Annotated in this window: 17 protein-coding genes and 1 pseudogene; 1 reads left to right on the plus strand and 17 read right to left on the minus strand. The window is 34.7% G+C overall.

Annotated elements, in window-relative coordinates; all coding sequences use genetic code 11:
- Positions 1 to 106: 106 nt before the first annotated feature.
- Both ltrA and MSVAZ_RS19735 read right to left on the minus strand, forming a co-directional pair.
- A complete protein-coding gene (ltrA, locus tag MSVAZ_RS15000; RefSeq protein WP_048122254.1) occupies positions 107 to 1,585 on the minus strand; it encodes a group II intron reverse transcriptase/maturase in 1,479 nt (492 codons plus the stop codon).
- A 585-nt stretch (positions 1,586 to 2,170) separates the two neighbouring features.
- Positions 2,171 to 2,853, minus strand: a protein-coding gene (locus MSVAZ_RS19735; RefSeq protein WP_394297470.1) for an IS1 family transposase whose coding sequence is annotated in 2 segments (ribosomal slippage) — positions 2,171 to 2,530 and positions 2,533 to 2,853 — 681 coding nt in all. Because the reading frame shifts where the segments join, the coding sequence is not laid out codon by codon here.
- A 130-nt stretch (positions 2,854 to 2,983) separates the two neighbouring features.
- Here MSVAZ_RS19735 and MSVAZ_RS15015 point away from each other — a divergent pair.
- A pseudogene (locus tag MSVAZ_RS15015) lies at positions 2,984 to 3,910 on the plus strand (IS1634 family transposase); the annotation flags it as partial.
- Between the two features lie 197 nt (positions 3,911 to 4,107).
- Here MSVAZ_RS15015 and MSVAZ_RS15020 read toward each other — a convergent pair.
- The 15 genes from MSVAZ_RS15020 to MSVAZ_RS15095 form a co-directional block, all read right to left on the minus strand.
- The gene (locus MSVAZ_RS15020) at positions 4,108 to 4,866 is read right to left on the minus strand and encodes a glycosyltransferase family 2 protein (protein WP_052727999.1); all 759 of its coding nucleotides are present in this window, start codon (positions 4,864 to 4,866) and stop codon (positions 4,108 to 4,110) included.
- Positions 4,867 to 5,530: 664 nt separating this feature from the next.
- The gene (locus MSVAZ_RS15025; protein WP_052728000.1) at positions 5,531 to 6,448 is read right to left on the minus strand and encodes a glycosyltransferase family 2 protein; all 918 of its coding nucleotides are present in this window, start codon (positions 6,446 to 6,448) and stop codon (positions 5,531 to 5,533) included.
- Between the two features lie 82 nt (positions 6,449 to 6,530).
- The gene (locus tag MSVAZ_RS15030) at positions 6,531 to 7,877 is read right to left on the minus strand and encodes a glycosyltransferase (protein WP_048122264.1); all 1,347 of its coding nucleotides are present in this window, start codon (positions 7,875 to 7,877) and stop codon (positions 6,531 to 6,533) included.
- Positions 7,870 to 8,808 carry a hypothetical protein gene (locus MSVAZ_RS15035; RefSeq protein WP_048122265.1) on the minus strand — a complete coding sequence of 313 codons (939 nt, stop codon included), beginning with the start codon at positions 8,806 to 8,808 and terminating at the stop codon, positions 7,870 to 7,872. The genes MSVAZ_RS15030 and MSVAZ_RS15035 overlap by 8 nt, the downstream gene beginning before the upstream one ends.
- A gap of 1 nt (position 8,809) precedes the next feature.
- On the minus strand, positions 8,810 to 10,855 hold the full coding sequence (locus MSVAZ_RS15040; protein WP_048122266.1) for an HAD family hydrolase: 2,046 nt from the start codon (positions 10,853 to 10,855) through the stop codon (positions 8,810 to 8,812).
- Positions 10,852 to 11,610: a class I SAM-dependent methyltransferase gene (locus tag MSVAZ_RS15045; protein WP_048122267.1), complete on the minus strand. Its 759-nt coding sequence runs from the start codon at positions 11,608 to 11,610 to the stop codon at positions 10,852 to 10,854. The genes MSVAZ_RS15040 and MSVAZ_RS15045 overlap by 4 nt, the downstream gene beginning before the upstream one ends.
- A gap of 217 nt (positions 11,611 to 11,827) precedes the next feature.
- A protein-coding gene (locus MSVAZ_RS19740) for an IS1 family transposase (protein ID WP_394297471.1) occupies positions 11,828 to 12,510 on the minus strand; the annotation gives its coding sequence in 2 pieces (ribosomal slippage) (positions 11,828 to 12,187 and positions 12,190 to 12,510; 681 coding nt in all).
- A 39-nt stretch (positions 12,511 to 12,549) separates the two neighbouring features.
- Positions 12,550 to 13,428 (minus strand): alpha-1,2-fucosyltransferase, encoded by an 879-nt coding sequence (locus MSVAZ_RS18990; RefSeq protein ID WP_198146753.1) that lies wholly within the window; start codon positions 13,426 to 13,428, stop codon positions 12,550 to 12,552.
- 544 nt (positions 13,429 to 13,972) lie between these two features.
- On the minus strand, positions 13,973 to 14,845 hold the full coding sequence (locus MSVAZ_RS15065; RefSeq protein ID WP_198146754.1) for a DUF6492 family protein: 873 nt from the start codon (positions 14,843 to 14,845) through the stop codon (positions 13,973 to 13,975).
- 289 nt (positions 14,846 to 15,134) lie between these two features.
- Positions 15,135 to 15,872, minus strand: a complete 738-nt coding sequence (locus MSVAZ_RS15070; RefSeq protein ID WP_198146755.1) for an FkbM family methyltransferase — start codon at positions 15,870 to 15,872, stop codon at positions 15,135 to 15,137.
- 16 nt (positions 15,873 to 15,888) lie between these two features.
- Entirely contained in the window at positions 15,889 to 17,160 is a 1,272-nt protein-coding gene (locus MSVAZ_RS15075) for an ABC transporter ATP-binding protein (RefSeq protein WP_048122275.1), read from the minus strand.
- Entirely contained in the window at positions 17,161 to 17,997 is an 837-nt protein-coding gene (locus tag MSVAZ_RS15080) for an ABC transporter permease (protein WP_048124167.1), read from the minus strand.
- 68 nt (positions 17,998 to 18,065) lie between these two features.
- Positions 18,066 to 19,004 carry a GDP-L-fucose synthase gene (gene fcl, locus MSVAZ_RS15085; RefSeq protein ID WP_048122277.1) on the minus strand — a complete coding sequence of 313 codons (939 nt, stop codon included), beginning with the start codon at positions 19,002 to 19,004 and terminating at the stop codon, positions 18,066 to 18,068.
- Positions 19,005 to 19,057: 53 nt separating this feature from the next.
- The gene (gene gmd, locus MSVAZ_RS15090; protein ID WP_048122279.1) at positions 19,058 to 20,179 is read right to left on the minus strand and encodes a GDP-mannose 4,6-dehydratase; all 1,122 of its coding nucleotides are present in this window, start codon (positions 20,177 to 20,179) and stop codon (positions 19,058 to 19,060) included.
- A gap of 1,599 nt (positions 20,180 to 21,778) precedes the next feature.
- A complete protein-coding gene (locus MSVAZ_RS15095; RefSeq protein ID WP_048122281.1) occupies positions 21,779 to 23,302 on the minus strand; it encodes a DUF4139 domain-containing protein in 1,524 nt (507 codons plus the stop codon).
- Between the last annotated feature and the right edge of the window lie 159 nt (positions 23,303 to 23,461).

Raw genomic sequence — 23,461 nt, forward strand, 5'->3', positions numbered from 1 at the left:
AGAGCGATTACTCGCTCTCCCTCTTCTAAGAACCGTACGTGAAAGTTTCCCTTCATACGGCTCAAGCATTCTATAACCTTTTCTGTATCAGGCAGCAGTTTTTTTTTCAAATGGAATGTCCTTTCCGGAAACTTAATTTGTATTGACGTTCACGGAAATAATTCGTGTCAAGAAACGGATTCATTTTCAGCTTTAAAGGAATATGCCTACAGATTATGGTTTTGGATAAAAGCAATAAACCATTTATTCCTGTTCTGAAATTCCACCTTCTGGAAGTGCTTCTTTTCCAGTACTTGTTGACAATCCAATCTTTGGATTTATCTGGATGTCTTCTTTTAGCCCATTTCCATAACAGTTCCCATATTATGTGGTCAAGTTTCTGGAAAGTATCCGAAGAAACCACAGAATTATGGTAGTTGGACCAGCCTCTTATTATGGGATTTAATTTGGCAATTAAAACCTCCTGAGACCATGCTCTTCCTTCAGTTATGGTTTGACTGATTGTTTCAGTAAATCTTTTAATGGACTTTTTGGAAGGTTTAGTCAGAAGCTTACCTTTATACTTGCGGAAATTCCAGCCGAGGAAGTCAAAGCCTTCATTAATGTTTGTGATAAGGGTTTTATCATCGGAGAGCTCAAGACCTCGTTCTTTAAGAAAAGCAACAATTACATCCTGGATTTCTTTCGCGGTTTCTTCGGAATTAGCAGTGACTATGAAATCGTCAGCGTATCTTATGAAGTTGACCTTTTTGGAATTTTTCCCTCTTTTAGGGTACTTAGCAAAAAGCAACTTCTCGATGCCATCCAATGTCATATTTGCCAGAATAGGAGAGATAATCCCACCTTGCGGAGTGCCTGCTTTCGTTGAATTCAAATGACGTTTATATATAAAACCTGCTTTCAGAAATTGAGTTAGTATAGCTTTTTCCATTGGAATATTAGTCAGCAACCACTGATGATTTATATTATCGAAACATCCTTTAATATCACCTTCCAAAATCCATTGAGCTGAAGTCTTCTTACTAAGACATAGAAAGATTTGCTGACAGGCATCCTTGGTACTTCGATGTTTTCTGAAGCCAAAAGACCGTAGGTCAGACTTAATTTCAGCTACTGGTTCAAGAGCTAATGCGTATAGAGACTGCATAGCCCTGTCATATATTGTAGGGATACCTAAGGGACGTTTCTTCTTCTTACCAGGTTTATTGATGAAGACTCGTTTAAGCGGTTTGGATTTGTATCTTTTACCAGTGAGAATAAGGACAGCTTTCATTTTGGAGGCAGAACTTAACCATTTTTCACCATCAATTCCAGATGTCCTTTTTCCTTTATTTTGAGTAACTTTTCTTACTGCCAGAAGTTTGGCATAATAAGAATGAGTCAGTAAATACTGTAATCTCTTGGCAAGATTCCATTTGTTTTGTAGGACTGCTTGTGTAATCCGGGTTTGCAACTTATTAACTCTCTTTTCGACTTGATGCCAGTTAATAGTTTTCCAATTCTGGCAGAGTTGAGCGTTTGTAAGCTTCTTATCCAGAGAGGATATCGTTGAATAACTTACATTCAGAAGTTTGCCTCCTTTCATACAATAGAATACCAATAAGCAAGTATGCACCCTTTAGGGTAGGGCAAAGTTCGAACCCCTATCCATTCCATTACAGAATGGCTTTCGCTTTTTGCCTAAATCCTCTGCCCTCTATGCCATTAATTTCCTTCACAGGATCTCTACCTTTCCTTTTTTTTTCAAAAAAAAAAAAAAAAGAAGAAGGAGCATATAGGGTTTACCAAGTTCTATACTACAAATAATGTAAATACCTTAGAAGCCATCTGTAAACCGAGAATCATTTGTCCATTTGCTATAATGTCGGCAGACCCATTACAGCCTGATTCTATACCTTTTGGTTTAAGCGCATCAACCTGCTTTCGCTTGTTCTACTTCACGATTCTTACGATGGTTCACTTTACGTTCTTCATAGTATTCTTATCCTAACCAATTATCAAAGTCAGGTTCCTTGAGTTCTTGATATTGTCATGTGAGCTTCACACACAAACGTTACCATTTATGCATGTCACAGTAGGATTACCTCAAATGGAAAAGGTAGCGTCTGACGCAATTCATAGTATAGCTTCTTGTCGCACCTGCCGAATCTAGGTAAAATAATCGGTATTGTTAACTAATTATAGCTACATTTTTATTTCTATGTTTTATTAATAGAAGAACAGAGTACTTTGGCATTTCAAGACTCTTCGTATAACATTTTGTCTTTCGTCTCAACCTTGCCAGAAAGTGCCTCAATATGCTGTTATATCCTTCAACTGTATATGTTTCGGCTTTGGATTGAGTATGAATATTTTCTGGAAGAAACTCTGCATATGCTCTCCAGTGATCTGTCATCACTCCTCCAATCTCTTTCTGCTTTAATTTTTCCCATATTAGTTGCCCAGTTTCTGTTCCTCTGCTACCAAAAGAGCAGTTGATGAATTTTTTCCCAACTCTATCAACAGCAATCCAGATCCAGCAATATTTTTTTTGTTACCGATGTAAGTGTGCATCTCATCCATTTCAACAATAGATATCTCATTTTCGCTTTTTAGGTCCTCCAACTCCTGGCCAAATTTCTTTATCCAGTTTTGGACAGAAACATGACTTACTTCTAAAAATCTTCCTATTGAGCGAAATCCTAATCCTTCAAAATAGAGTTGCAAAGCCTGTCTCTTTACAGACGGGGAGCAAGCAGTTGATTTAAACTCTACTGTATAGTTATATCCACAATCATAGCATTTGTAGCGTTGACGTCCAAAAACTATACCATTCTTTTTGTGAGTGGAACTATTACACCTTGGGCAGTTCATACAGAAATATATGTTCTAATGATACATATCTATAATTATGTACCAAAGCCAAATAATCCACTATACAAATTAAATTAATTCAGATATTTGAAAGTTTGGAAAAAACGATATGCCAGGAGCCAACTGCGTAACTCCTAATAATGTCAAAGAGATAAGAAATAACGCTTTTTTCATATCGAAAGTACCTGCAACCATCAATGAAACAAAGGAATCATTGACGACAGATTTAGTTCTGGAAACATGCTCTGATGAACGTTATTCTTGTTATGGTGGAGTAGAACAGTTATGGGTTGTATTCTGTTCAGAGGAAATGAAAAAGAAGGAAGAGAAGACATTTGATGAAAAGGTTCTTAAGGAATTTGAAGCAGCAGAAAAATCTCTTAAAAAGCTTTCTAATCGTGAATTTGCCTGTGAAACCGATGCAAGAATAGCGGCTGAACACTGGTTGAAAGAAAATAAATTGTATGAGTTCACGAAACTTGAGATAAAAACTAAATCTCAGAGACTCAAAAACAAGGAAGGAAGACCAAGGAAAGGGGAAGATGTACAGACTTTCTATATGATAGAAGCAGAGATAAAATCTGATCAGAAGAAAGTACAGGAAAGAAGAACGAAGTTAGGAAGGTTCATTCTTACAACCAATGATATGGAGTTGACTCCAGATCAACTCCTAAAATACTATAAAGAACAGGGAACCGTTGAAAGAGGGTTCAGATTCCTTAAGGATAAGAGTTTCAGAGTGTATGAGTTATATCTGAAAAAAGAGTCCAGAATAGAAGCACTTGCAATGGTAATGGTTCTATGTTTGTTATTATATTCAATAGCTGAATGGAAACTGAGAACAAGATTGAAAGAAGAAAAAGAAGCTATTAGAAACCAAGTTAAGAAGAAAACGCAGACTCCAACAATGAAATGGGTATTCTTCCTCCTCAGAAGAATAACAGAAATAACGATCGAAATTGATGGAAAAAGGGTAAAGAAGGTATTAAATCTGGATGAAGAAACAATTAAAGTACTGAGACTGATGGGACAAAAATACGAAAAATATTATGTGTAAAAAAATAGTGCGGAAAGTAGGATCAAAAGGTGGGGAAAAGTAGTCCGGCCAAAATGAGGAAAAGTAAACCGACCTTGACAAGATTAGGCCCACTGCCCAAAGCTACCTGAATCGGTTCCAAATTCATAGACATTTCAGAAACTATTTCCCCTGATCTGAAACTCGATCGAATTTAAAAAACGAACTTATTCCAAGCTTTAGAGGATTGATCTACATTTCAGGAAGACTTTACTACAGATAGATATAAGAGTGAGTGTTAATTTATAATTGCATATATTAAAATATTCTTTTAAAACTGTTTCATGTTCTTCAATAAGAAGGCTTGAAAATTTCTTAGAGCTAGACATACCTCCATGCAGATATATTGATATTATATCCCTACAGTATTCTCTTTTAATATTGTATTTATAAAAAGCTCTTAACTCCCATTCATAATCACCTACAATTTTATAAGTCTCATCGAATTGCCCGCATTTTTTAAAAAGATTGGCTTTGTAAAAGATGCCCTGCTGACATATTACGCTATAAATAAAAAAAAATTTTGTAATATGTTTATGTGATTTTATAAATGACTTATTTGTTATGGGATCTCTAACAATAACAGGACCATAAATAAGTTCAGTATCCTTATTGTTCTTAAACATTTCTACAATCCTTTTTATGACATATTCATCATAAAATATATCATCTGAATTCAAAAAATATAATATATCACCAGTGGCAGCTGTTATTCCTTTATTCATTGCTTCATATATTCCATTATCTGGTTCACTTAATAAAAATGCTATGTTTGATTTATATTTATCTATAATTGATAATGTGTTATCCGTTGAAGCACCATCAATTATTATATATTCAATATTTTCATATTTTTGTTTCAAAACGCTATTAATGGCATTTTCAATAAATTCTTCAGCGTTATGACAAACTGTTATTATTGAAACTTTTGGATCCATAATCATACCCTAAGATTGAAGTTTTTCGCGTTATATTAAAAAACTTAAAATATATACAGTTAAAATATAAAAATTATTACAAAATTAAATAGTGTTGCGATTTAATACTAAGATTTCAAAGTACATTCATATCGCCTTTCTTTTTTATTTATATACTAATCGACGAATTTTCTGCTACAAATGACTTATTTTGGAAATTAGTGAACTCACTTTATAATATAACTTAATTATTGGGTTCTTCGTCATTCTCTATGGATAAGATAATTCTCAATTCAAGACCGCATTGGTTTTCATGAAGGTATTACGAGAATATCCACACAAAACAACGAATACCAATTATTGTTCATAGTATTTAGACATTTTATATTAATAGAATATCTTGCTAGTGTTAAGAAAATTTAGCCTAGATTCGGCATGTTGACATAAGAAATTGGCTCTTCGTCATTCCCTGTGGATAAGATGATTTTCAATTTAAGATTGCATTGATTTTTATGAAACTATAAAGAAAAAAATTCCAACATGCCAATAGACGATTTTATTTCATTACTAATACTAATTGTCGGACAAACTGTAAAGGACAGGCTATTCGTGAACCTCTAAGCTCCCGTTGTAATAAATTATGTTAAATTATGTTTTATTTTGAAGGGGGGTCGAAATGTAAATTTCAAATAACATAACTCGTCAACATTTCCCATTTATCTCCAGTCCAAACAACCATATTTGCAGGATAAGTAAGCCCCACATTGACAAGGGCTTTAGGGATGATTTTAGGACAGAGGTATAGGAAATAAAGTTTGTCTCCAATAGCAAAATTTACATATTTTCTAATTGTACTATTTATTTTTCCGTACGGACGCCCTGAATAATCACTCAAAAAACAGCTTTTTGCTTCTTTCAAATAATGTTCCATACCAAGTCCTGTTTTTTGATCTCCGTACTTACGAAATCCACCGATAAGAGCATTTACTGCATATAGATCGGTGTTTTTGTAAAAACGCGCCCATAATTCGAAGTCTCCTGCATAATTAAGGGAATCTTTTATATGTCCTCCAGATTTTTCCCATAACGATCTTCTCCAGAAGGTTGATTCCTGCTGGATCCAGCCACGGGCATACCAGTGGCATCCTGGCAGATTTGTACCTCGGAAAAAGGAGGCACGGTTAAATCCCCCTGAATTGCCGCACGTAACAGCTTGGCCGTATATGTTCCAGTGTACAGGAAAGTTACTTGTTAGCCATTCTATTTGTGAAAACGTAGAAAATATACTTGCAACAGCTGATAATGCCCCTGGCAAGAGTTTATCATCACTATTTAACCAAGCCATGATTTCCCCTGTTGATTTGGCAAAACCTTTGTTTATGCCGTTGTACTGACCCTGATCTCGCTCACTTACCCAGTATGCAAGCTTATCTTCATATTTGCGAATTACGTCTACACTACCATCAGTGGAACCACCATCAATGATGATGTATTCCAGATTGGGGTAATTCTGATTTAGAATAGATAGTATTGTTTCCTCCAAAAAGTCAGCTTGATTGTAAGATGGTGTAACAATTGATATTTTTGGATATTTCTCTTTCATAGTTTTTCGCCCTAAAACTCTTCTTATCGTTCAAATTTTTTGATTTGACCCCGTTTTACTTTGAATTATTGTCCAAAAATATTCAACGTTTATTTATTTCGATAACATACTTGTACCAGTCTAAGTACTTTTCTACTTGTATACCTAAGTTAAATTTATTATATGCTACTTCACTTGCTTTTTGACCAAATTTCTTTCTTAAGTAATCATTTTGAAGAAGGTCATTAATTCTAGCTGCCATTAGATCTCCATCCCCCGCTGGAACTAAAAAACCTGTAATTCCATCTTCGATCTGTTCTGGAATTCCACCTACTTTTGTAGCTATAACAGGAGTTCCACATGCTAAAGACTCTAGGATTGTATTTGGAAATGTATCTGCGAGAGAAGCATGAATGTACATATCTGCAGCTTGGTAATAGCGTGCTATTTTGACTGGGTCCTTTTGATAAGGTATAAACTGCACTTTTGTGTGACCTATTTTCTCTGGAGGTGCAGTTTCACCAAGTGCCAAAAATAATATTTTTTTATGAGTATATATTTTAGAAACTTCTGAAATCGCTCTTTTCAATGTGTTATAATCTTTCCATGGATTTTTTCGAATTCCATTGGCAGCAAAAAGTAATATTTTATCTTCTTTTGGCAACCCCAGTTCTTGCCTAGCTTTTGATTGGTTATACGGATGAAATATCCATAAGTCCACTCCGTTATTAATTACTTTAGACTTTATTATTGCTGATTTTAAAATAGATTTATTAACTTTTTCCATAAGCCATTGAGAAGGAGTTGTTATATAAAGCCTGCTTCTTTCGAAAATTTCTTTTTTTCTTATCCAGTTATATGCTGTAGCATCCTTTCGAATTCCTGGATAGATTGTTATGTCCGGACAGTTTCCACAGCCTATTTTCCAACGATCACAATTAAATGAATGAGCACAATTTCCACTGAGAAGCCATGCATCGTGAAGAGTCATTACTACAGGTACATGATGACTTAGTGATGGAAGCATTCGAAGATCGAAGTAACCCCCATGCAGGTTATGACAATGAACAATATTTGGCTTTCTCGTTGTTATTTCAAGAACATGTGAAGTTCCCGGATAATTAAAGTCCTCTATACCATTAATTTTATTGATTATCCTTTTTGTTTCTCCAATAGTCTTTAAATTTTTATTAAATTTTTTACCAAGTGGGATTTTTTTTACAAAGGGATCAAGGCAATTCCCAATTGAAATAAATATTTTTGCAGTCAAACTGCGGTATTCGTCATTTGGAATACAAAAAACAGAGGGATCATTAGATCTTTTTGTACCAACTACCAATGTAGATTGATACTCCAAATCTTTATACGCTTGAAAAAGATCCCATGCTACTTTTTCAGCACCACCAGCAATGTCAAACGTGTTAATTTGCAGAATGCTGAGTTTATTCATAAAATCCTCTTTTTAAATTTTCTAAAAGATATCTTTGAAACAGTATTCTAATGCTTCTAAAAATAGAAGTTCTTCCATAATATTTTACAATATTTTTGTCATACTCGGCGTTTCTAGAGATATATGGTGGATGTACTAATGGAAACACAAGTTCATTATTTTTTACTTTTGCAAGAGGAGAATGCTCATCTTTTGTATGTGTTGCTTCTTTGCCAAATCCAATATTTGTTACTAAACTTTTGTTAGGTACAACTGAAAGTGCATTATTTATCCAAGACATGAATATCCATTGATAATCCCAAACATCAAATGAGCAAGTATTGTGATATATTGAATCAAATATTTCTTCCCAATATTTTTGTTGTATTGGTGATAAAAATAAATTATTTAATATATTTTGTTTCTTTGCTGTTGGCCATAGATCTATTTTTATATCGTAATTACTCCAAGCTCTTTTCCACGATGCCCATCCCCATTGACTTGCATGTCCTGAAAAAGTATAACTATAATCATTAAAACATTTGTTGCTAGGCATGGCATTGAATCCACTAATTGTCCATATTCGTGTATCATTTTCGTAGCGTGTTAACATTTCTTCACAAAAAGGAAAAAACGATTTTGAAGGTACGCAATCATCTTCCAAAATAATCGCTCTATCCACTTGATCAAAAACCCAATCCAAACCTCTCACAATTGTCTTACTGCAACCCAAATTTATATCAGAATATAATTTATGCATTTGACATGGCCAATCCACCATATTTTCAACTGCAGATCTTACATTTAAGCATACTTCATGTTCTGCTGATGTTATTCCCCCACCCGCAACTATATACAGGTCTGATGGTTCATATTCTCTAATCTTCTCTAAAACAGCAAGTGCAGTCATGCGCTTATAAATAACTAATACCACAGGAACTTTATTATTCATTTCAACTTCTCCACTTATTTGCCTTCTTTAGCAATATGCCAAATTGACGGGTAACAAATGCAAATACTATACTTGATAATGTAACAAATGCAAATACTATACTTGATAATTTATCACTTCTAACAAAAGTTCCTTCTAACCAATATGTTTCAAAGTGTTTACCTTTGATCTTCATTTTGATATAATTCGTAACATCAAATTTAGGCGCAAACTGTACTACTCTACTTTCTGACTGGTCACTTGCAAACAAGTAACTACCAATGACATCTGCCTCTTTAGGTGTTGGGGTATGCACAAGTAGATTCATACATTTCGAAAATCGTTCTCTATATTTATCGAAATCAAATTTTGTACCAGCTGCATTCTGTTTATATAAATTTGTATAGGTAAATATTCCATCTCGAAGACTTGGAAGACCCCATGCAATCACTTTAGTATCAATTTGTTCTTTTAGCACTGGAACTATGCAACTATCTTCTTTTTTCTCATATTTCATGGTTAACCCATGGTCAGCTGATGCAAATAACTCCATAAAGCTAAAGTATCTAAAACTAAAAGGTGAATTTTTAGGGTACTCAGATTTGTTGGAATATTTTGGATCGAAGAAAAAACCTTCCATACTACATTCTGGACAACTTCTTTTCACCAAGCCAAAATAGAAACCAAGTATATTATGTCCTTTAGAGAAAGAATCGACAACTTGTTTTAATGATTTCTGAATGTTTCCATGCCATCCTAGATCAACTATTCCCGATGCTGGAGTTTCGATGAATTTTTCTTGTATGAGATAATTCACCATTAGTTCCCTTCGCTTCTTAGCTTCATTGAGTATCAAGTCTTCAAGTGGATTTTGTAATAATAATTTTTTCAATAATTCAGTTTCACTCGAATTAAGAATAGAGTTAGCCGACCAATTTCTCTCTGAAATTTCGTTCAATTTCATCATAAATTCATCACAATTTATTCCCAATCTAGATGCTACTACAGCTATGGTTAAATCTACATCTGCCCGAAGTAAGATCCACTCTAATTCTTTATTGGTGATGTTGAATGTTGATGCAATATGCCAAGCTTGTCTAGATCCATAAAGATAGCGTAGTTCAAGATTGTCAACTGTGTTTATCAGTTTTGCGATTTCGAACAATATTTGTCCATCTCGAGAAATGAAATATAATTTTTCTAACCCTACATTTACCGCATTTTTCAAAGTCCATTTTACATATGGGACTAATATAGGACCAGCAACATTTGCTCCTATATCAAATAGCGTATTACGCGTATCATTTTCAGGATAATTTTTGCTTAACCGCGTTAATCTAGATATGCCAGCAGTTAACTGACCCTGCAAATCACAATACCTTTTTTCATCATCACCGAGTAAAACTTGTTCGTAACGATTTAATTTTGTATCAGGAAAGTATTCGACATTAATACCAATCTTACTCCCAGATTTGATGTCACTATTTAAATTATCACCTATGTGTAACAATTCTGTATATTCACATCTCTCTTGTTCTAAAACGTACTTAAATAAATTTCCAGAAGTTTTAGTCAAACCAACTTCACTCGAATTGTAAAAGTGATCTACGTTTTCGTAGGCACCTACTTTTAAAAGCATGTCGAGCACAGAACTTGTTGGAAGATATGTGTCTGATATAAATATGATTCTTGAACCAGAATCCCGTAGATTTTTAATTCGATTTATTATTTTAGGAACGCCATATATCGAATCAATTTCTTCCTTGATTTCGATTTCAATAAGTTCTTTAATCGCTTTTTCAGTTAGATTATATTCTTTTCTAACTATATCATAAATTAAATAAATCGTTACTTCTTCTAAGTGCGTTATTTTTCTTGCTTCAGCTTCTGCATTTATTCGTATTTCTGCATAGTTTTGTATTATATTGTGTGGGAGTTCTAATTCGTATGTTCCTTCCACCATTTTTTGTTGAATTAAACCAAATATTCCAGTCGGCTCGGCTGTCACTCTTGTAAGAACTGTATCAAAAACATCAAAAGAGTAAATGGATACATGTAAATTGGTCATGATCTCTTATCCGCTGTTGCAAGTATGTTCAAAGATAATGGAATGACTTTACCTTGTCCCCAGCCTAGCTCTGCAATCATTTCTATTCTTCGTAAGGCACGGACTGAACGAAAACAAAACCAATGAATGACGGAACTCCAAAAACACTTCGTTAAAATGAGATGACTAAATATAGACGAAAGTCTCGGCGCCTGAAAAAATTCAGTTTCAAAAACTCTTACATTCTTAAATCCAGCGTTGTATAAAAGAAAATCTAAGCTGTGCTCTGTAAAGCTTATGTGGTGAGTCCAGTCAATATACCTCCATCTACTTGCTAATGTTGAATTAGCATTTGGGACAGTACATACCAGAATTCCGTCTGATCTTATAGCTTTTTGAATTGCAGTAACGAACTCTAGCTGGTATTGATGTGGTACATGCTCTATCACATCAAAAGCAAGTATCATATCGTAAGTATCTTCTTTCTTTGAAAGATATTCAATTGAATCTTCAACCAGTGTCACATTCAACATTTTATTTAAACAGGATTGTATCTGCTTGGAATCGATATCTATACCTTCGATATTTTTAAATCCCATATCTTTTAATGCTATCAAAGAAAATCCCATTCCACAGCCTACATCCAAAATGAAACTGTTTTTGTCTCGCGGTATATAGGGCATCAATAATTTCTCATAATATATTTTCATATTTTCGATATGTTCCGGACTGTCAGAATGCCAAATTGAATACTGTCTTGAATAATCAATGTTCATATAACTCACATTTTGTTAAATTTGTTATTCACCTATTTATAGCTCTTCACCATTCTCTATGGATAAGATGATTTTCAATTCAAGACCGCATTGATTTTTATGAGAATATTATGAGATATCCACACAAAACAACGAAGAACTCTTTTGATTAATATGAATATTTCTTCATAAGCAAAAAACCATGTGTGTACAGTCAATCATTAATGATTTGGTATTGTTAACTAATTATAGCTATCTCTTTATTTCTATGTTTCATTAATAGAAGAACAGAGTACTTTAGCATTTCAAGACTCTTCGTATAACATTTTGTCTTTCGTCTCAACCTTGCCAGAAAGTGCCTCAATATGTCGTTATACCCTTCAACTGTATATGTTTCTGCTTTAGATTGAGTATGAATATTTTCTGGAAGAAACTCTGCATATGCTCTCCAGTGATCTGTCATCACTTTTCCAATCTTTTTCTGCTTTAATTTTTCCCATATTAGTTGTCCAGTTTCAGTTCCTCTGCTACCAAAAGAGCAGTTGATGAACTTTTTCCCAACTCTATCAACAGCAATCCAGATCCAGCAATATTTTTTTTGTTACCGATGTAAGTGTGTATCTCATCCATTTCAACAATAGATATCTCATTTTCGCTTTTCAAGTCCTTCAACTCTTGACCAAATTTCTTTATCCAGTTTTGGACAGAAACATGACTTACTCCTAAAAATCTTCCTATTGAGCGAAATCCTAATCCTTCAAGATAGAGTTGCAAAGCCTGTCTCTTGACAGAAGGGGAGCTAGCAGTTGATTTTAACTCTACTGTATAGTTATAGCCACAATCAGAGCATTTGTAGCGTTGACGTCCAAAAACTATACCATTCTTTTTGTGAGTGAAACTATTACACCTTGGGCAATTCATACAGAAATATAGGTTCTCATGACATATAGCTATAATTAGTTACCAAAGCCAATGATTTTTATCTTTATTGACATCTATGATGATCGAAAAGGAAGGTTGAATGCCCGGATGTGATTCTATTTTCTTTTTCCAACCGTACCAATATTTCGGTGCTATTACCAAGTTTCTTTCATTCATCAGATACGCACCCCACCACGAAAAAGAACTATTCGAAATGACTCCTGCTTTGCACAAGGTCATTATTGCTAAGTCAACTTGCATAGATTTTTTTGAAATAATTTTTGGTTCTATTTCTTGAAAACAGCATTCTATATATGAAGGATCGTCTGACAAAAAGATAAAAAAAGGATTTTTTATTTTTTCTTTGATGAGATTTATAGCATTTTCAAAATAATACTTTGGAAGATCTATTCCTCGTTCTTCCATAAAAGATTCTCTTATATAATCTCCTCTCCTAATGTGAACAAAAACTTTTGTATAATTATCAGATATTTCTGATAGAAATTGCCTAGCTTCTGTTAAATATTTTCCTTTGATTTGCAAATTTGAAATGTTTATTTGACTCTGATTAAAGAATATCTCTGATTGGAAGAAATCAGTATTTACATACCTGATATAAGAGAATAATCCTTTTTTTTCTCTCCAATCAGGCAGTGGACGTAAATTGAGATCTTTTTTTTGTTCAATGTAGTTTATTATTCTAACCTTAGATAGTGGCCTAAGCAATAATGGTATAATAATCTTCTGAATTAACAAACATACGTACTTATCTGAACTATGCCAAATAATATGTTTGTCAAAATCAAATGATTTAAAAAGCATCTTCATATTCAAACAAATTATTCGCTCATTTTTTTTTGATATTGTTTTTAAAAACATGTATTGAAAGATTTGATTACCCAACCTTCCATCTGCCAAAAAAATTAACATTTTATCCCTTTCAGTAGGCGATTTAATATACATCTATAGTTTTCATAGCTAAGCTCTCTTATCTTTAGATATGTGAAATGATTTCGAGATAGAATAGTCAAATTAACAAGGGTTAATACTATATAAAGAGACAAATCCAAAACTCAAAATTTGGTGCGAGTTCAAAATAGCCCGAGAGTTGATTGTACGCATGTTTGAAGATTTCCCAAAGACGGAATTTCTGCAATTCTATGTTTTTTTAAGAGTCCCTCATTCAGTTTACTAGAGAGGATAACATGTTTATTTTTGGTATTACTAACAAAACATCTCCACATTTTTTTAAGCATGATGTCAATCCTTTTATGGCATAGATTCAACTAAAATGAAAAGTATCCGATGACCCATCATTATTTTTTGTAAACTGGTCAATATTAAAAGCATAATTCCTATGTCAAGAGACTGGATTAACGTTTGTTTTTTGTCTGTATATTTTTCTCTATCTGCGACATACACCAAATTATGAAATAGATCTTCTATTTGTGCTCATGTATTGTTACCGATTATAACTATGAAACGAAACCGATCTATATTTTTTACTTAAATTTATTGCAATTCTATCCAATTCTACTATTTTTTTAGAATTTAAACTTATATTGAAAAAATACTCCCTTTTAATGTTTTGAGGATAATTTGAAAGAACAAAGTTCCCGTATGTTTCATATTCTGAGAAACCAGAGGTTTCATTTTTATCTATATTATTAATTATTGCGCTATACCATGAACTTTGAGTATTTTCTTCAATTTTCTTCTTTAAGGCATATAATTTTGGTTTGTGAAATAGCATCTGATGACTAACAAATGAAACACATGAATTCGCTTCAACACCTACTATCTTTTTATACATTTTGAAATAAGGTAAATGATACTCATCCGAGTACATGAATAATGTTTTATTTTTGATTAAAAATGTATGTGGTTTAAGGAGAACGGTATCAGCATCTATAACTAAAAAATATTCTTGTGTGCAAATTTTATCCCCACTTAATTTCAGTAATTGCTGGAAAAGCCATCCTGACCTATCTATGTCTTTAACTTTGTAATCTATGTCTTTTTTAGTTATTGGTAAAATAGCATCTTCATTTAAGTATCTACATTTTTCTTTGGAACACACTGATTTTATCTTCTCTGAATCTGGTGCTATAACATATATAGTGGTAATTGGATGCTTTATATACAATCTAACTGATTTAATAGTACACGGAAGAGTAGCCAAATCTTTTTCTGTAGCAGGTATCAGAATATCAATTGGAATATTACTATTACTATTTCTATTTTGGTTAAAATAAAAAATTTTTTGCAATTTTTTATAAATAAAAAGGTACCATATCCTACGGACAATGATGAGTTTAATTATAGTATTTGCCATTTGTAATACCTTCTATATATACTAGAGGAGCTCATAGCAAAACCAATTTTTAGCCTTATACCAATAAATTTTTAGAATTGTTTTTCGTGATACGAGATTCGATTGGTTATCCGGAATATAGGATTCAGAGAAGCAATTTTGAGCTTTTGGATAGGCTCGATCATGAATGCTTGTCTCATTTTGACTTTGTGTAATAATGACACTTTAAATTCTCTTTTTTGGAAGGTTTAAGAATCTCATTGAATCGCGACCATAGTAATTGTCATAAAGGACAAAATCATTGTATTTTTTACACAAAGCTTACTATTCTATATGCTTTATATTTTAAATGAGTGTATTGATTCAAAATATTACATTTCAGTTTTTTGAAATAGTTGTCAAAATACTTACCATTTACAAAAATTGCATCTCCTGAGTATTTCCCTATGTTTGTAAATCCAACTAACAAAAATCCTTTTTTATTTAGAAATGCTCTTAAGTCATCATAGAGTGGCTGATCTTTATATATCTCAAAAAATTCAATTTCTAAATATACTAATTTAAGCTGTTGAATTCTATCTCCTAATCCTTTTAATGCTAATAATTCAGCTCCTTGTATATCCATCCACATCAAGTCAATTGTATCTATTGAATTTTCTTTGATAAAATCCTCTAGTCTAATTGATTCTACTTCAATTTCATCCTGAATATACTTCTCCACTGGATATTTTCCTGATGCTTTAAATATTGATGAAGCACCTGGATTCCCATTAGCCCACGTTGTTATGGTTTTTGACGGATTAATTGGATAAAATTTAATAATCCCTGTAACATTTGAAACAGCTTTCTCAATCAAATTTATACGTGGCTTATTTTTTACCGCCGCTCGACAATCAGGAAGCGTTTGAGGATTACATTCAAAAGTATAAATATTTGCATTTGGCAATAATTTGTAAAAGCTAAGTGTTTCCCGACAATCTCTTGCTCCGACCTCCACAAGCACTTTAATTGATTGCTTCCCTAAAAGTTCTTTTGCAATTTTTACCACTTTATCTACACTTGATTCATAATTCTTCAACGTCAATTTTTTCAGTCTCCCAAAAAAGGTATGGTCTTATAACGCCGTGCATTTGAAGTTTATAATCGCCTCTTGTTATAGCATTCAAATCATCTTGGACACTAAATAAAATTTCTGTTTGGCAATGGATATACACAGGATTGTGTGTTGTGAGTGCAATATTAAGAATATAAGTTTCATTGTTTAGCAAATTAGCTGGAATCCACGCAATTGATCTATATTTTCCTTTTGTAAAAATACCCTCAGTTTTAGTTTCTAGGGATTGGAAAACTTTAGTTCCTGCTTGAGTACTTATCAGAAAATTTGCTGAAGGTTTATAACCTTCTTCCAATATTTGGTAAGTTGTTTCTATCCCAAAATTTTCATTCACTACTATAGTATTAGAAGTTGTACGATCTTTTTTTATAATTCTTACTCTCAAAAGTTTCGTAAATTTATCCCCGATATTTTTTTTATTATAATCTACATCTAATTTTTTTGGTGATTCTTTAAGCATGTATAAAGATACCATTTCGGTAGGGGTTCCATCTGCAACATTTCTTCCTCCATTCAATAAAATAACTCGATTGCAAAGAGTAGTGATTGCATCCAGATTATGACTCACAAACAGCACCGTCTTTCCTTTTTTTGCTACATCCTCCATTTTTCCAAGACATTTTTTCTGAAATTCTGCATCTCCCACCGCGAGTATCTCATCCACGAGCAAGATCTCAGGATCAAGATTTGCTGCAACCGAAAAGGCAAGCCGAACCTGCATTCCGCTTGAATATCGTTTTACGGGTGTGTCTAGAAATTTCTCGACGCCTGAAAACTTTACTATCTCTTCAAACTTCTCGTCTATCTCTCTCTTCTTCATTCCGAGGATAGCTCCATTAAAGTAAATATTCTCTCGTCCTGTAAGCTCAGGATGAAAACCAGTTCCTACTTCAAGGAGACTTCCCACACGACCTCTCAGGATAATCTCACCCTCTGTAGGATATGTTATGCGGGAAAGAATCTTAAGAAGAGTACTTTTCCCCGCACCATTTCTACCAATGATGCCAACTATTTCTCCTTGTTCAATTTCGAAGTTCACATCATTGAGTGCCCAGAATGTATCATTCGGCTTGTGACTTTCCTTCAGCATCTTTAGCGGGTGCCTCACAGCGGAAGTAAAGCTGTCACAAAATGTCTTGTATGTTCCATCCACACCAATGTTATACTGCTTTGAGAGATGCTTTACCTCTATTATCGGTTTTTCCTTTTTTGACGCCGCCATTCAGACCAGATCCGCAAAGTATTTTTCTGTATGCTTGAGGTAGAGTATTCCGCTGACAAAGATAACGATCGTCAGAACCGCCGAGATCCCCAGGCCGACAAAGTCCACTGAAGTGTATCCAAGTATACATGCACGGTGTGCGTTTATTATCCCTGTTAGAGGATTCAGATAGAGCAGAAATTGCAAATTTTTTCCTGCAATATTAGCAGGGTATATTACCGGGGACAAAAACATAAGCAATTGTATAAAGAAAGGAAGGACAAAAATCACATCCCTGTATTTGACACAAATAGATGAGAGCCAGTAACCTATGCCTGAGGCAAGCAAGAATGTCATTAGCACAATTACCGGTAGCAGGACTATTGTAATATTTGGAACAAACCTATAGTAGAGCATCATTAACGCAAGGATGCTCAGAGCAATAGTGTAATCAACAATGCCTGCAAGACATGGAGCCGTTGGAATGAATATCCTTGGCATATAAACCTTTGACAGAAGATTGGCATTAGTAACTAGACTGTTACTGGATTGGGAAAGGGCATTAGAAAAATAAGTCCAGAGAAGAAGACCTGAGTATGAAAATATAGGATATGGAATTCCTTCAGATGGCATCTTTGCAAGCCTGCCGAAAATAAGTGTAAAAACTATCATGGTAAAGAACGGTTGCAATAAAGCCCACGATGCCCCCATGATTGTTTGCTTGTATCTGATCTTGAGTTCTCTTAAAGCGAGAAAGAAGAGAAGTTCCCTGTACTCTTTCAATTCCTGCCAGTTTATATCAAGAAACCCGTATTTTGGGCGGATCACCAATTCGTAGTCAGTTATATTTTCAGTCATAGAAAACACATTTTTCTTTTTTGTGGGTCTTATTCTGTTAGATTCTTCATTTATGCAATCAAAATCTTTCACCTTATTTGATCTTGATACCATTCATAAGTTTTTTTAATTCCATCTTCAAGTAAAATTTTGGCTTTCCATCCCAATCCATTCAACCTCGAAACATCCATTAACTTTCTTGGAGTCCCATCAGGCTTTGAAGCATCATAATTAATCTCTCCATCAAACCCTATAATTTCCTTTATTAATTTTACAAGTTCATTGATTGTAATATCCTCTCCAACTCCTATATTTACAAACTCTCCTACCTCAGAAAAATTATAATTTTCCATCAAATACACACAAGCATCAGCCATATCATCCACATACATGAACTCCCTGAGAGGCTTGCCTGTACCCCATACAACAACTTCAGGCTCATTATTTACCTTTGCCTCATGGAATTTCCTGATAAGTGCAGGCATTACATGGGAAGTTTCAAGATCAAAATTATCATTAGGTCCGTATAGGTTGGTAGGCATAACTGAAATGAAGTTTGTCCCATACTGCTCGTTGTAATGTTTGCAGAGCCTTATGCCTGCAATCTTTGCGATTGCATAGGCTTCATTTGTCTCTTCAAGGGGGCCAGTCAATAGATATTCTTCTTTGAGAGGCTGAGGAGCGAGTTTTGGATAAATACAGGAAGAGCCAAGGAAAAGCAGTTTTTTCACTTCATATTTGTAGGCGGAGTGGATAATATTTGATTCGATCATCAGGTTTTCGTAGATAAATTCAGCGGGGTAGGTACTATTGGCAAGAATTCCACCCACTTTTGCTGCGGCTAAAAATACATACTCAGGCTTTTCCTGTTCAAAAAATTCATTTACAGCTTGCTGGTTTGTAAGGTCAAGTTCTTTGTGGGTACGGAAAATAAGGTTGGTGTAGCCTCTTGATTCAAGTTTTCTTTTGAGGGCTGAACCTACAAGGCCCCGATGTCCGGCTACGTAAATTTTTGATCCTTTTTCCATTTGATCGCCTTTATTTAAAAAGAATTTTACCTCTTGCGGTACTTTTCTGAAATTTACAAACTCCTGATATCTAATTCCGATTCTACTGAATCTTCCTCAGTTTCCTGACTGGAAGCTAATTTCTCTGCAGGATAATTTTTCAGGACTTCATCTTCATCAGACTTCACCATCATCTTTACCAGTTCTTCCAGTCTGACTTTTGGTTCCCAGCCAAGTTTCCTTTTTGCTTTTGATGGATCGCCAATCAAAATATCTACTTCAGTGGGTCTATAATACTCAGGATCTACTTCAACTAAGACTTTATTTGTAAGGGCATCGATTCCAACTTCTTCTTCTCCTTTTCCCTGCCATACTATATCGATTCCGAGTTCTTTGAATGCCAGTTCAGTAAATTTCCGGACTGAGTAAGTTTCGCCTGTTGCTATAACGTAATCTTCTGGCTCTTCTTGCTGGAGCATCAGCCACATGGCTTCTATATAGTCTTTTGCAAAGCCCCAATCTCTTTTTGAATCAAGGTTTCCAAGGTAAAGCCTATCCTGCATGCCATATTTTATCTTTGTAGCCGCCATTGTGATTTTTCTTGTCACAAAAGTTTCGCCACGAATTGGAGATTCATGGTTGAACAAAATGCCATTACATGCAAAAATACCATAGGCTTCTCTATAGTTAATTGTAATCCAGTATGCGTACAGTTTGGCTGCTGCATAAGGGCTTCTTGGGTAAAAAGGAGTTGTTTCTTTCTGGGGGATCTCCTGAACCTTTCCGTAGAGTTCACTGGTCGAAGCCTGATAAAACTTCGTTTTCTTTTCAAGGCCCAGGATGCGGATAGCCTCCAGTAGTCTGAGAGTTCCTATGGCATCAGAATTTGCTGTATATTCTGGAGTTTCGAAAGATACCTGAACGTGGCTCTGGGCTGCAAGATTGTATATTTCATCAGGCTGAACTTCCTGAACAATGCGAATCAAATTGGTAGAATCTGTCAAATCCCCATAATGCATGAAAAAATTAACATTTCTCTCATGGGGATCTTTGTAAAGATGATCAATTCTTGCCGTGTTAAAAGAAGAAGATCGCCGCTTGATTCCATGTACAATGTATCCCTTTTCAAGTAAAAATTCGGCAAGATAAGCACCATCCTGACCTGTAATTCCAGTTATTAATGCAACTTTGGACAAGCTTTTTCCCTCTACTTTATTAAAAATAATAATGATTAATTTATTAAATTTTTAATCTCGTGCCAAGAATAATTTCACTCATCAATTTAAATCCAAAAGAACGATAATATTAGTTTTTACTTATGAGAGCTTCGTAAAAGTATATTTGATCCTCCAATTGAGATAAAGTACCTACCCAATAAAGTTAAATACATACCTAAATTTTGGTAAAAATTACTATAGATATTTAAACTTAACATTGCAAATTACCTAATTGTAGAAATGGTTTGACTGTTACTACGCTCTCATTTAGATATCACTTGAAGTTCCAAACCTGACACAACTTCTCCCATAGGCTTCTGGTCTATATCTAGTACTGCGATTCCTAAGTAGGTTCATAAAAATTGAACTTTAAATAGATCCAACGATCATGAATTTTTTCCAGGAAATAAGGAATCTATTTTGGAATCGAAGCGCTAGATTAAGAGCCTATCCGAAAAGTGATTATCTACTGTAACTTTAACAATAGGCAATTATGTAAAACCGGAATTGATACTTTGATATTATAGATCTATCGTGATTTTTCAACATGCATTACTGACTTTTCGGATAGGCTCTAAGCAGATAAGCAATTGTTACACCAGCCATCACATAGCAAATGCAACAAAATAATAGTAAATATTACGCAAACCCATTTTTGCCGGTCTCATTACAAAGACATTGTTCAGGTTCTCATTTAGATCGTTATCTTTACTACTTCGGCAGTCCCCTTAGTTTTTTGCTTATAGTTCCTTGCCAAATTTATTAAATCGCAGAGTGAAAAGTTTTCAATATTTATTTGACGATCTTTGTAGCAATTTTATAAATTTTAGTAGTAATTATAAATAAGTTTAACTTTATATATTTATCTGTTTAGTTCAAATTCTCATTTTAGCGAAGACAAATATTGTTGAAAGATCCCCAGTAAAAGGGGTTAGAAACTACATGAGTAAAATAAAAAGAGAGTTAAGGGATAAATTAGTCAATTATTAATCCGGTTAATCGTAATTCCGTTGTGATAGGATAAAACTCTGAATGAAAAACGAATGAAATTGCTACTGCATTGTGAAGAATTTTATATGATCCATTCTTCTCAATTCAAACATTATTTACATGTGTATTTTACCCTGGCTAAAAGCCTTAATTCTGGGTCTCCCTTTTTATGATTTTGTTACCTCTAATTGGGACTTTTAGGAGTTTACGGAATTTACTGCATTTGATAGCTGGTTTGGTTAAATATGCTCTAAACAAACCGTGAATGTATTGAGATCCCGAATTGCCATTCGAGTACTGTCTCTGGAGGGAAGCAAAAATTGCGTTTAGGGAACACGTGTCCCTTTTCAAAAAAATATATTAACTGCAAGCCTTTTCAAAAAAGGCTTGACCGAAAATCACTACTTAATCGAAAGCTGTGAAATGGTTGAGCTCGAAGTCCTTACCCCTAAACCCTATCCGACGTGATCAAACGGCACAAAGGTTGTGTTTTTTTTATTTATTCCACAGTTATATGTTCTGGATTGGATTTTTTGCGGGTTTCGGCAGTATAAATTCCGCTTTTGGCAATTTGCTGCGGTATTTGGATTAGTAACTGCGTTCCACAGTGTAGGTAACTTTCTTTGAGCCGTCTGCGGGTACGGTTATTTCCCATTCTGCAGTATAGGCATCTTTTTTCTCGTATGGGTCAGAGGTAGTTGTGATTTCCCAGTCGCCGTAGAAGTTTTCTACGATTTTTACTTTCTGGGACTCAGATTTGTGGTTTTTGATTTCGGTTTCGTAACTTTCTTTCCAGACATTCGAGCTGATTTTATTGTAATTTGTCTGGGTTCTTTTTCCTGTTACATCAAAAGCGTTTCCGACAACAACTTTTATCTCTTCATCTTTTGGGGTATGCTTTATGCTGTCTTCCCCGAGGAACTGAAGCTGACCTTCGGAGTCAGTTTTGTATACTCTTAGAACACCGGCAGGAAGAGGCATTCCAAGACCTTTTTCTTTTGAATTGTTGAAGCTCAGGGCGACCTGGACATCACTGCTTTTTGAGACGTCAAAAACCATTTCCTTTTCTACAGGCACGGAATTAACAGAGAGCAGAGAGAGTTGCTTTACCTGATTATTCCTGAGAGTAGCCGGCCTTTGAAGAGTATAGAGGTGATACTCAAAGAAGGATTCCTCAACAAAGCTTTCCTCGGCTGTTTCATATACAACATCCCCTTCTGCAGTTGCCTTTCTCGCAGGCGTTTCCTGTGGCACAGTTACGCGGTTAACTTCCCCTGCAACCAGTTTAAGTTTGGCATTTTCATAGGTTGTTCCTGCTTCATTATTAACAGTAACCCAACCCTGGATATCGGCCTTCTTATCATCCGCACTGGTCTTTACGATGTAGTTTGCTTTCCAGCTCATCCCATTTGTAAGATAGGAAGTGAGGACGTTTCTCTTTCCTGCGGCAGGCGAGTAGACCTGCCAGATAAGGGTAGGCTTTGTAAGCAGCCCGGCAGAGTCAGGAAACTCCACTTTCGAAACTTCGGAAAGGGTTACAACTTTCCCGTCACTTAACTTGAGCACCAATCCCTTATTGTCATCATAGCTCATGAGAACTCCTGTGTATGTACCTCCTTCTTTTTCGGTTACAGTTATTTCTTTATCCAGAAATGTCTCCAGAAGCTCCTGGTTGCTCACGAGATCGTACTCATAGTTCTGCTCCAGTACGACAGTATTCTTATTTTTCGTATCCTCAAACATTACTGATGTCGGATCAATAAGAGCAGCAACATCCTTATATTCAACCCTGTTCACTCCGGAATCAAGATCGAGTTCCCTTTTTTCTTTTACAAGGGCAAGGTTATTATTGTAAACAGTAACCTCAGTACCCGAATCAGTTGCCTGAGCACCTGCTGTGAGGATCGCCAATGGGTTTGAAACCTGTACTCTGGTAACTATGCTTGAACTGGATTCTATTCCGTTAACTGCAGTTTCAGACATATCTGCTTGAGCCGTATTTTCCGCAAAACCGGGACGGAAGGTAAAATCAGGATACACAAAAGCTGCAGATGCGGTCAAAATCAAGCCTGATGCCAGAATAAGCCAGATATAACTTTTCTTTATTTTCATGAAAGAGGAGTTGGCAACTTTATTATTTATATTTAGCTTTAGCTGCAGTTTTGTTTGAAGTTATTTATTTGGTCTCCAATACAGCTTGTGGCTCTTTGTTGCCTTGTGTGAATATCTCATCATATTCTCATAAAATCCAACGCGGTCTTGAATTGAAAA

Origin of the sequence: Methanosarcina vacuolata Z-761 (assembly GCF_000969905.1) — an archaeon.
Classification (GTDB): Archaea; Halobacteriota; Methanosarcinia; order Methanosarcinales; family Methanosarcinaceae; genus Methanosarcina; species Methanosarcina vacuolata.

What these genes read in the sequence shown, in the direction of transcription:
- MSVAZ_RS15095 (WP_048122281.1), bottom strand. Translation starts at nt 23,302, where the DNA reads ATGAAAATAAAGAAAAGTTATATCTGGCTTATTCTGGCATCAGGCTTG.
- ltrA (WP_048122254.1), bottom strand. Translation starts at nt 1,585, where the DNA reads ATGAAAGGAGGCAAACTTCTGAATGTAAGTTATTCAACGATATCCTCT.
- MSVAZ_RS15025 (WP_052728000.1), bottom strand. Translation starts at nt 6,448, where the DNA reads ATGAAAGAGAAATATCCAAAAATATCAATTGTTACACCATCTTACAAT.
- MSVAZ_RS15045 (WP_048122267.1), bottom strand. Translation starts at nt 11,610, where the DNA reads ATGAACATTGATTATTCAAGACAGTATTCAATTTGGCATTCTGACAGT.
- MSVAZ_RS15020 (WP_052727999.1), bottom strand. Translation starts at nt 4,866, where the DNA reads ATGGATCCAAAAGTTTCAATAATAACAGTTTGTCATAACGCTGAAGAA.
- MSVAZ_RS15065 (WP_198146754.1), bottom strand. Translation starts at nt 14,845, where the DNA reads ATGGCAAATACTATAATTAAACTCATCATTGTCCGTAGGATATGGTAC.
- MSVAZ_RS15080 (WP_048124167.1), bottom strand. Translation starts at nt 17,997, where the DNA reads ATGACTGAAAATATAACTGACTACGAATTGGTGATCCGCCCAAAATAC.
- MSVAZ_RS15035 (WP_048122265.1), bottom strand. Translation starts at nt 8,808, where the DNA reads ATGAATAATAAAGTTCCTGTGGTATTAGTTATTTATAAGCGCATGACT.
- MSVAZ_RS15075 (WP_048122275.1), bottom strand. Translation starts at nt 17,160, where the DNA reads ATGGCGGCGTCAAAAAAGGAAAAACCGATAATAGAGGTAAAGCATCTC.
- MSVAZ_RS15030 (WP_048122264.1), bottom strand. Translation starts at nt 7,877, where the DNA reads ATGAATAAACTCAGCATTCTGCAAATTAACACGTTTGACATTGCTGGT.
- fcl (WP_048122277.1), bottom strand. Translation starts at nt 19,004, where the DNA reads ATGGAAAAAGGATCAAAAATTTACGTAGCCGGACATCGGGGCCTTGTA.
- MSVAZ_RS15040 (WP_048122266.1), bottom strand. Translation starts at nt 10,855, where the DNA reads ATGACCAATTTACATGTATCCATTTACTCTTTTGATGTTTTTGATACA.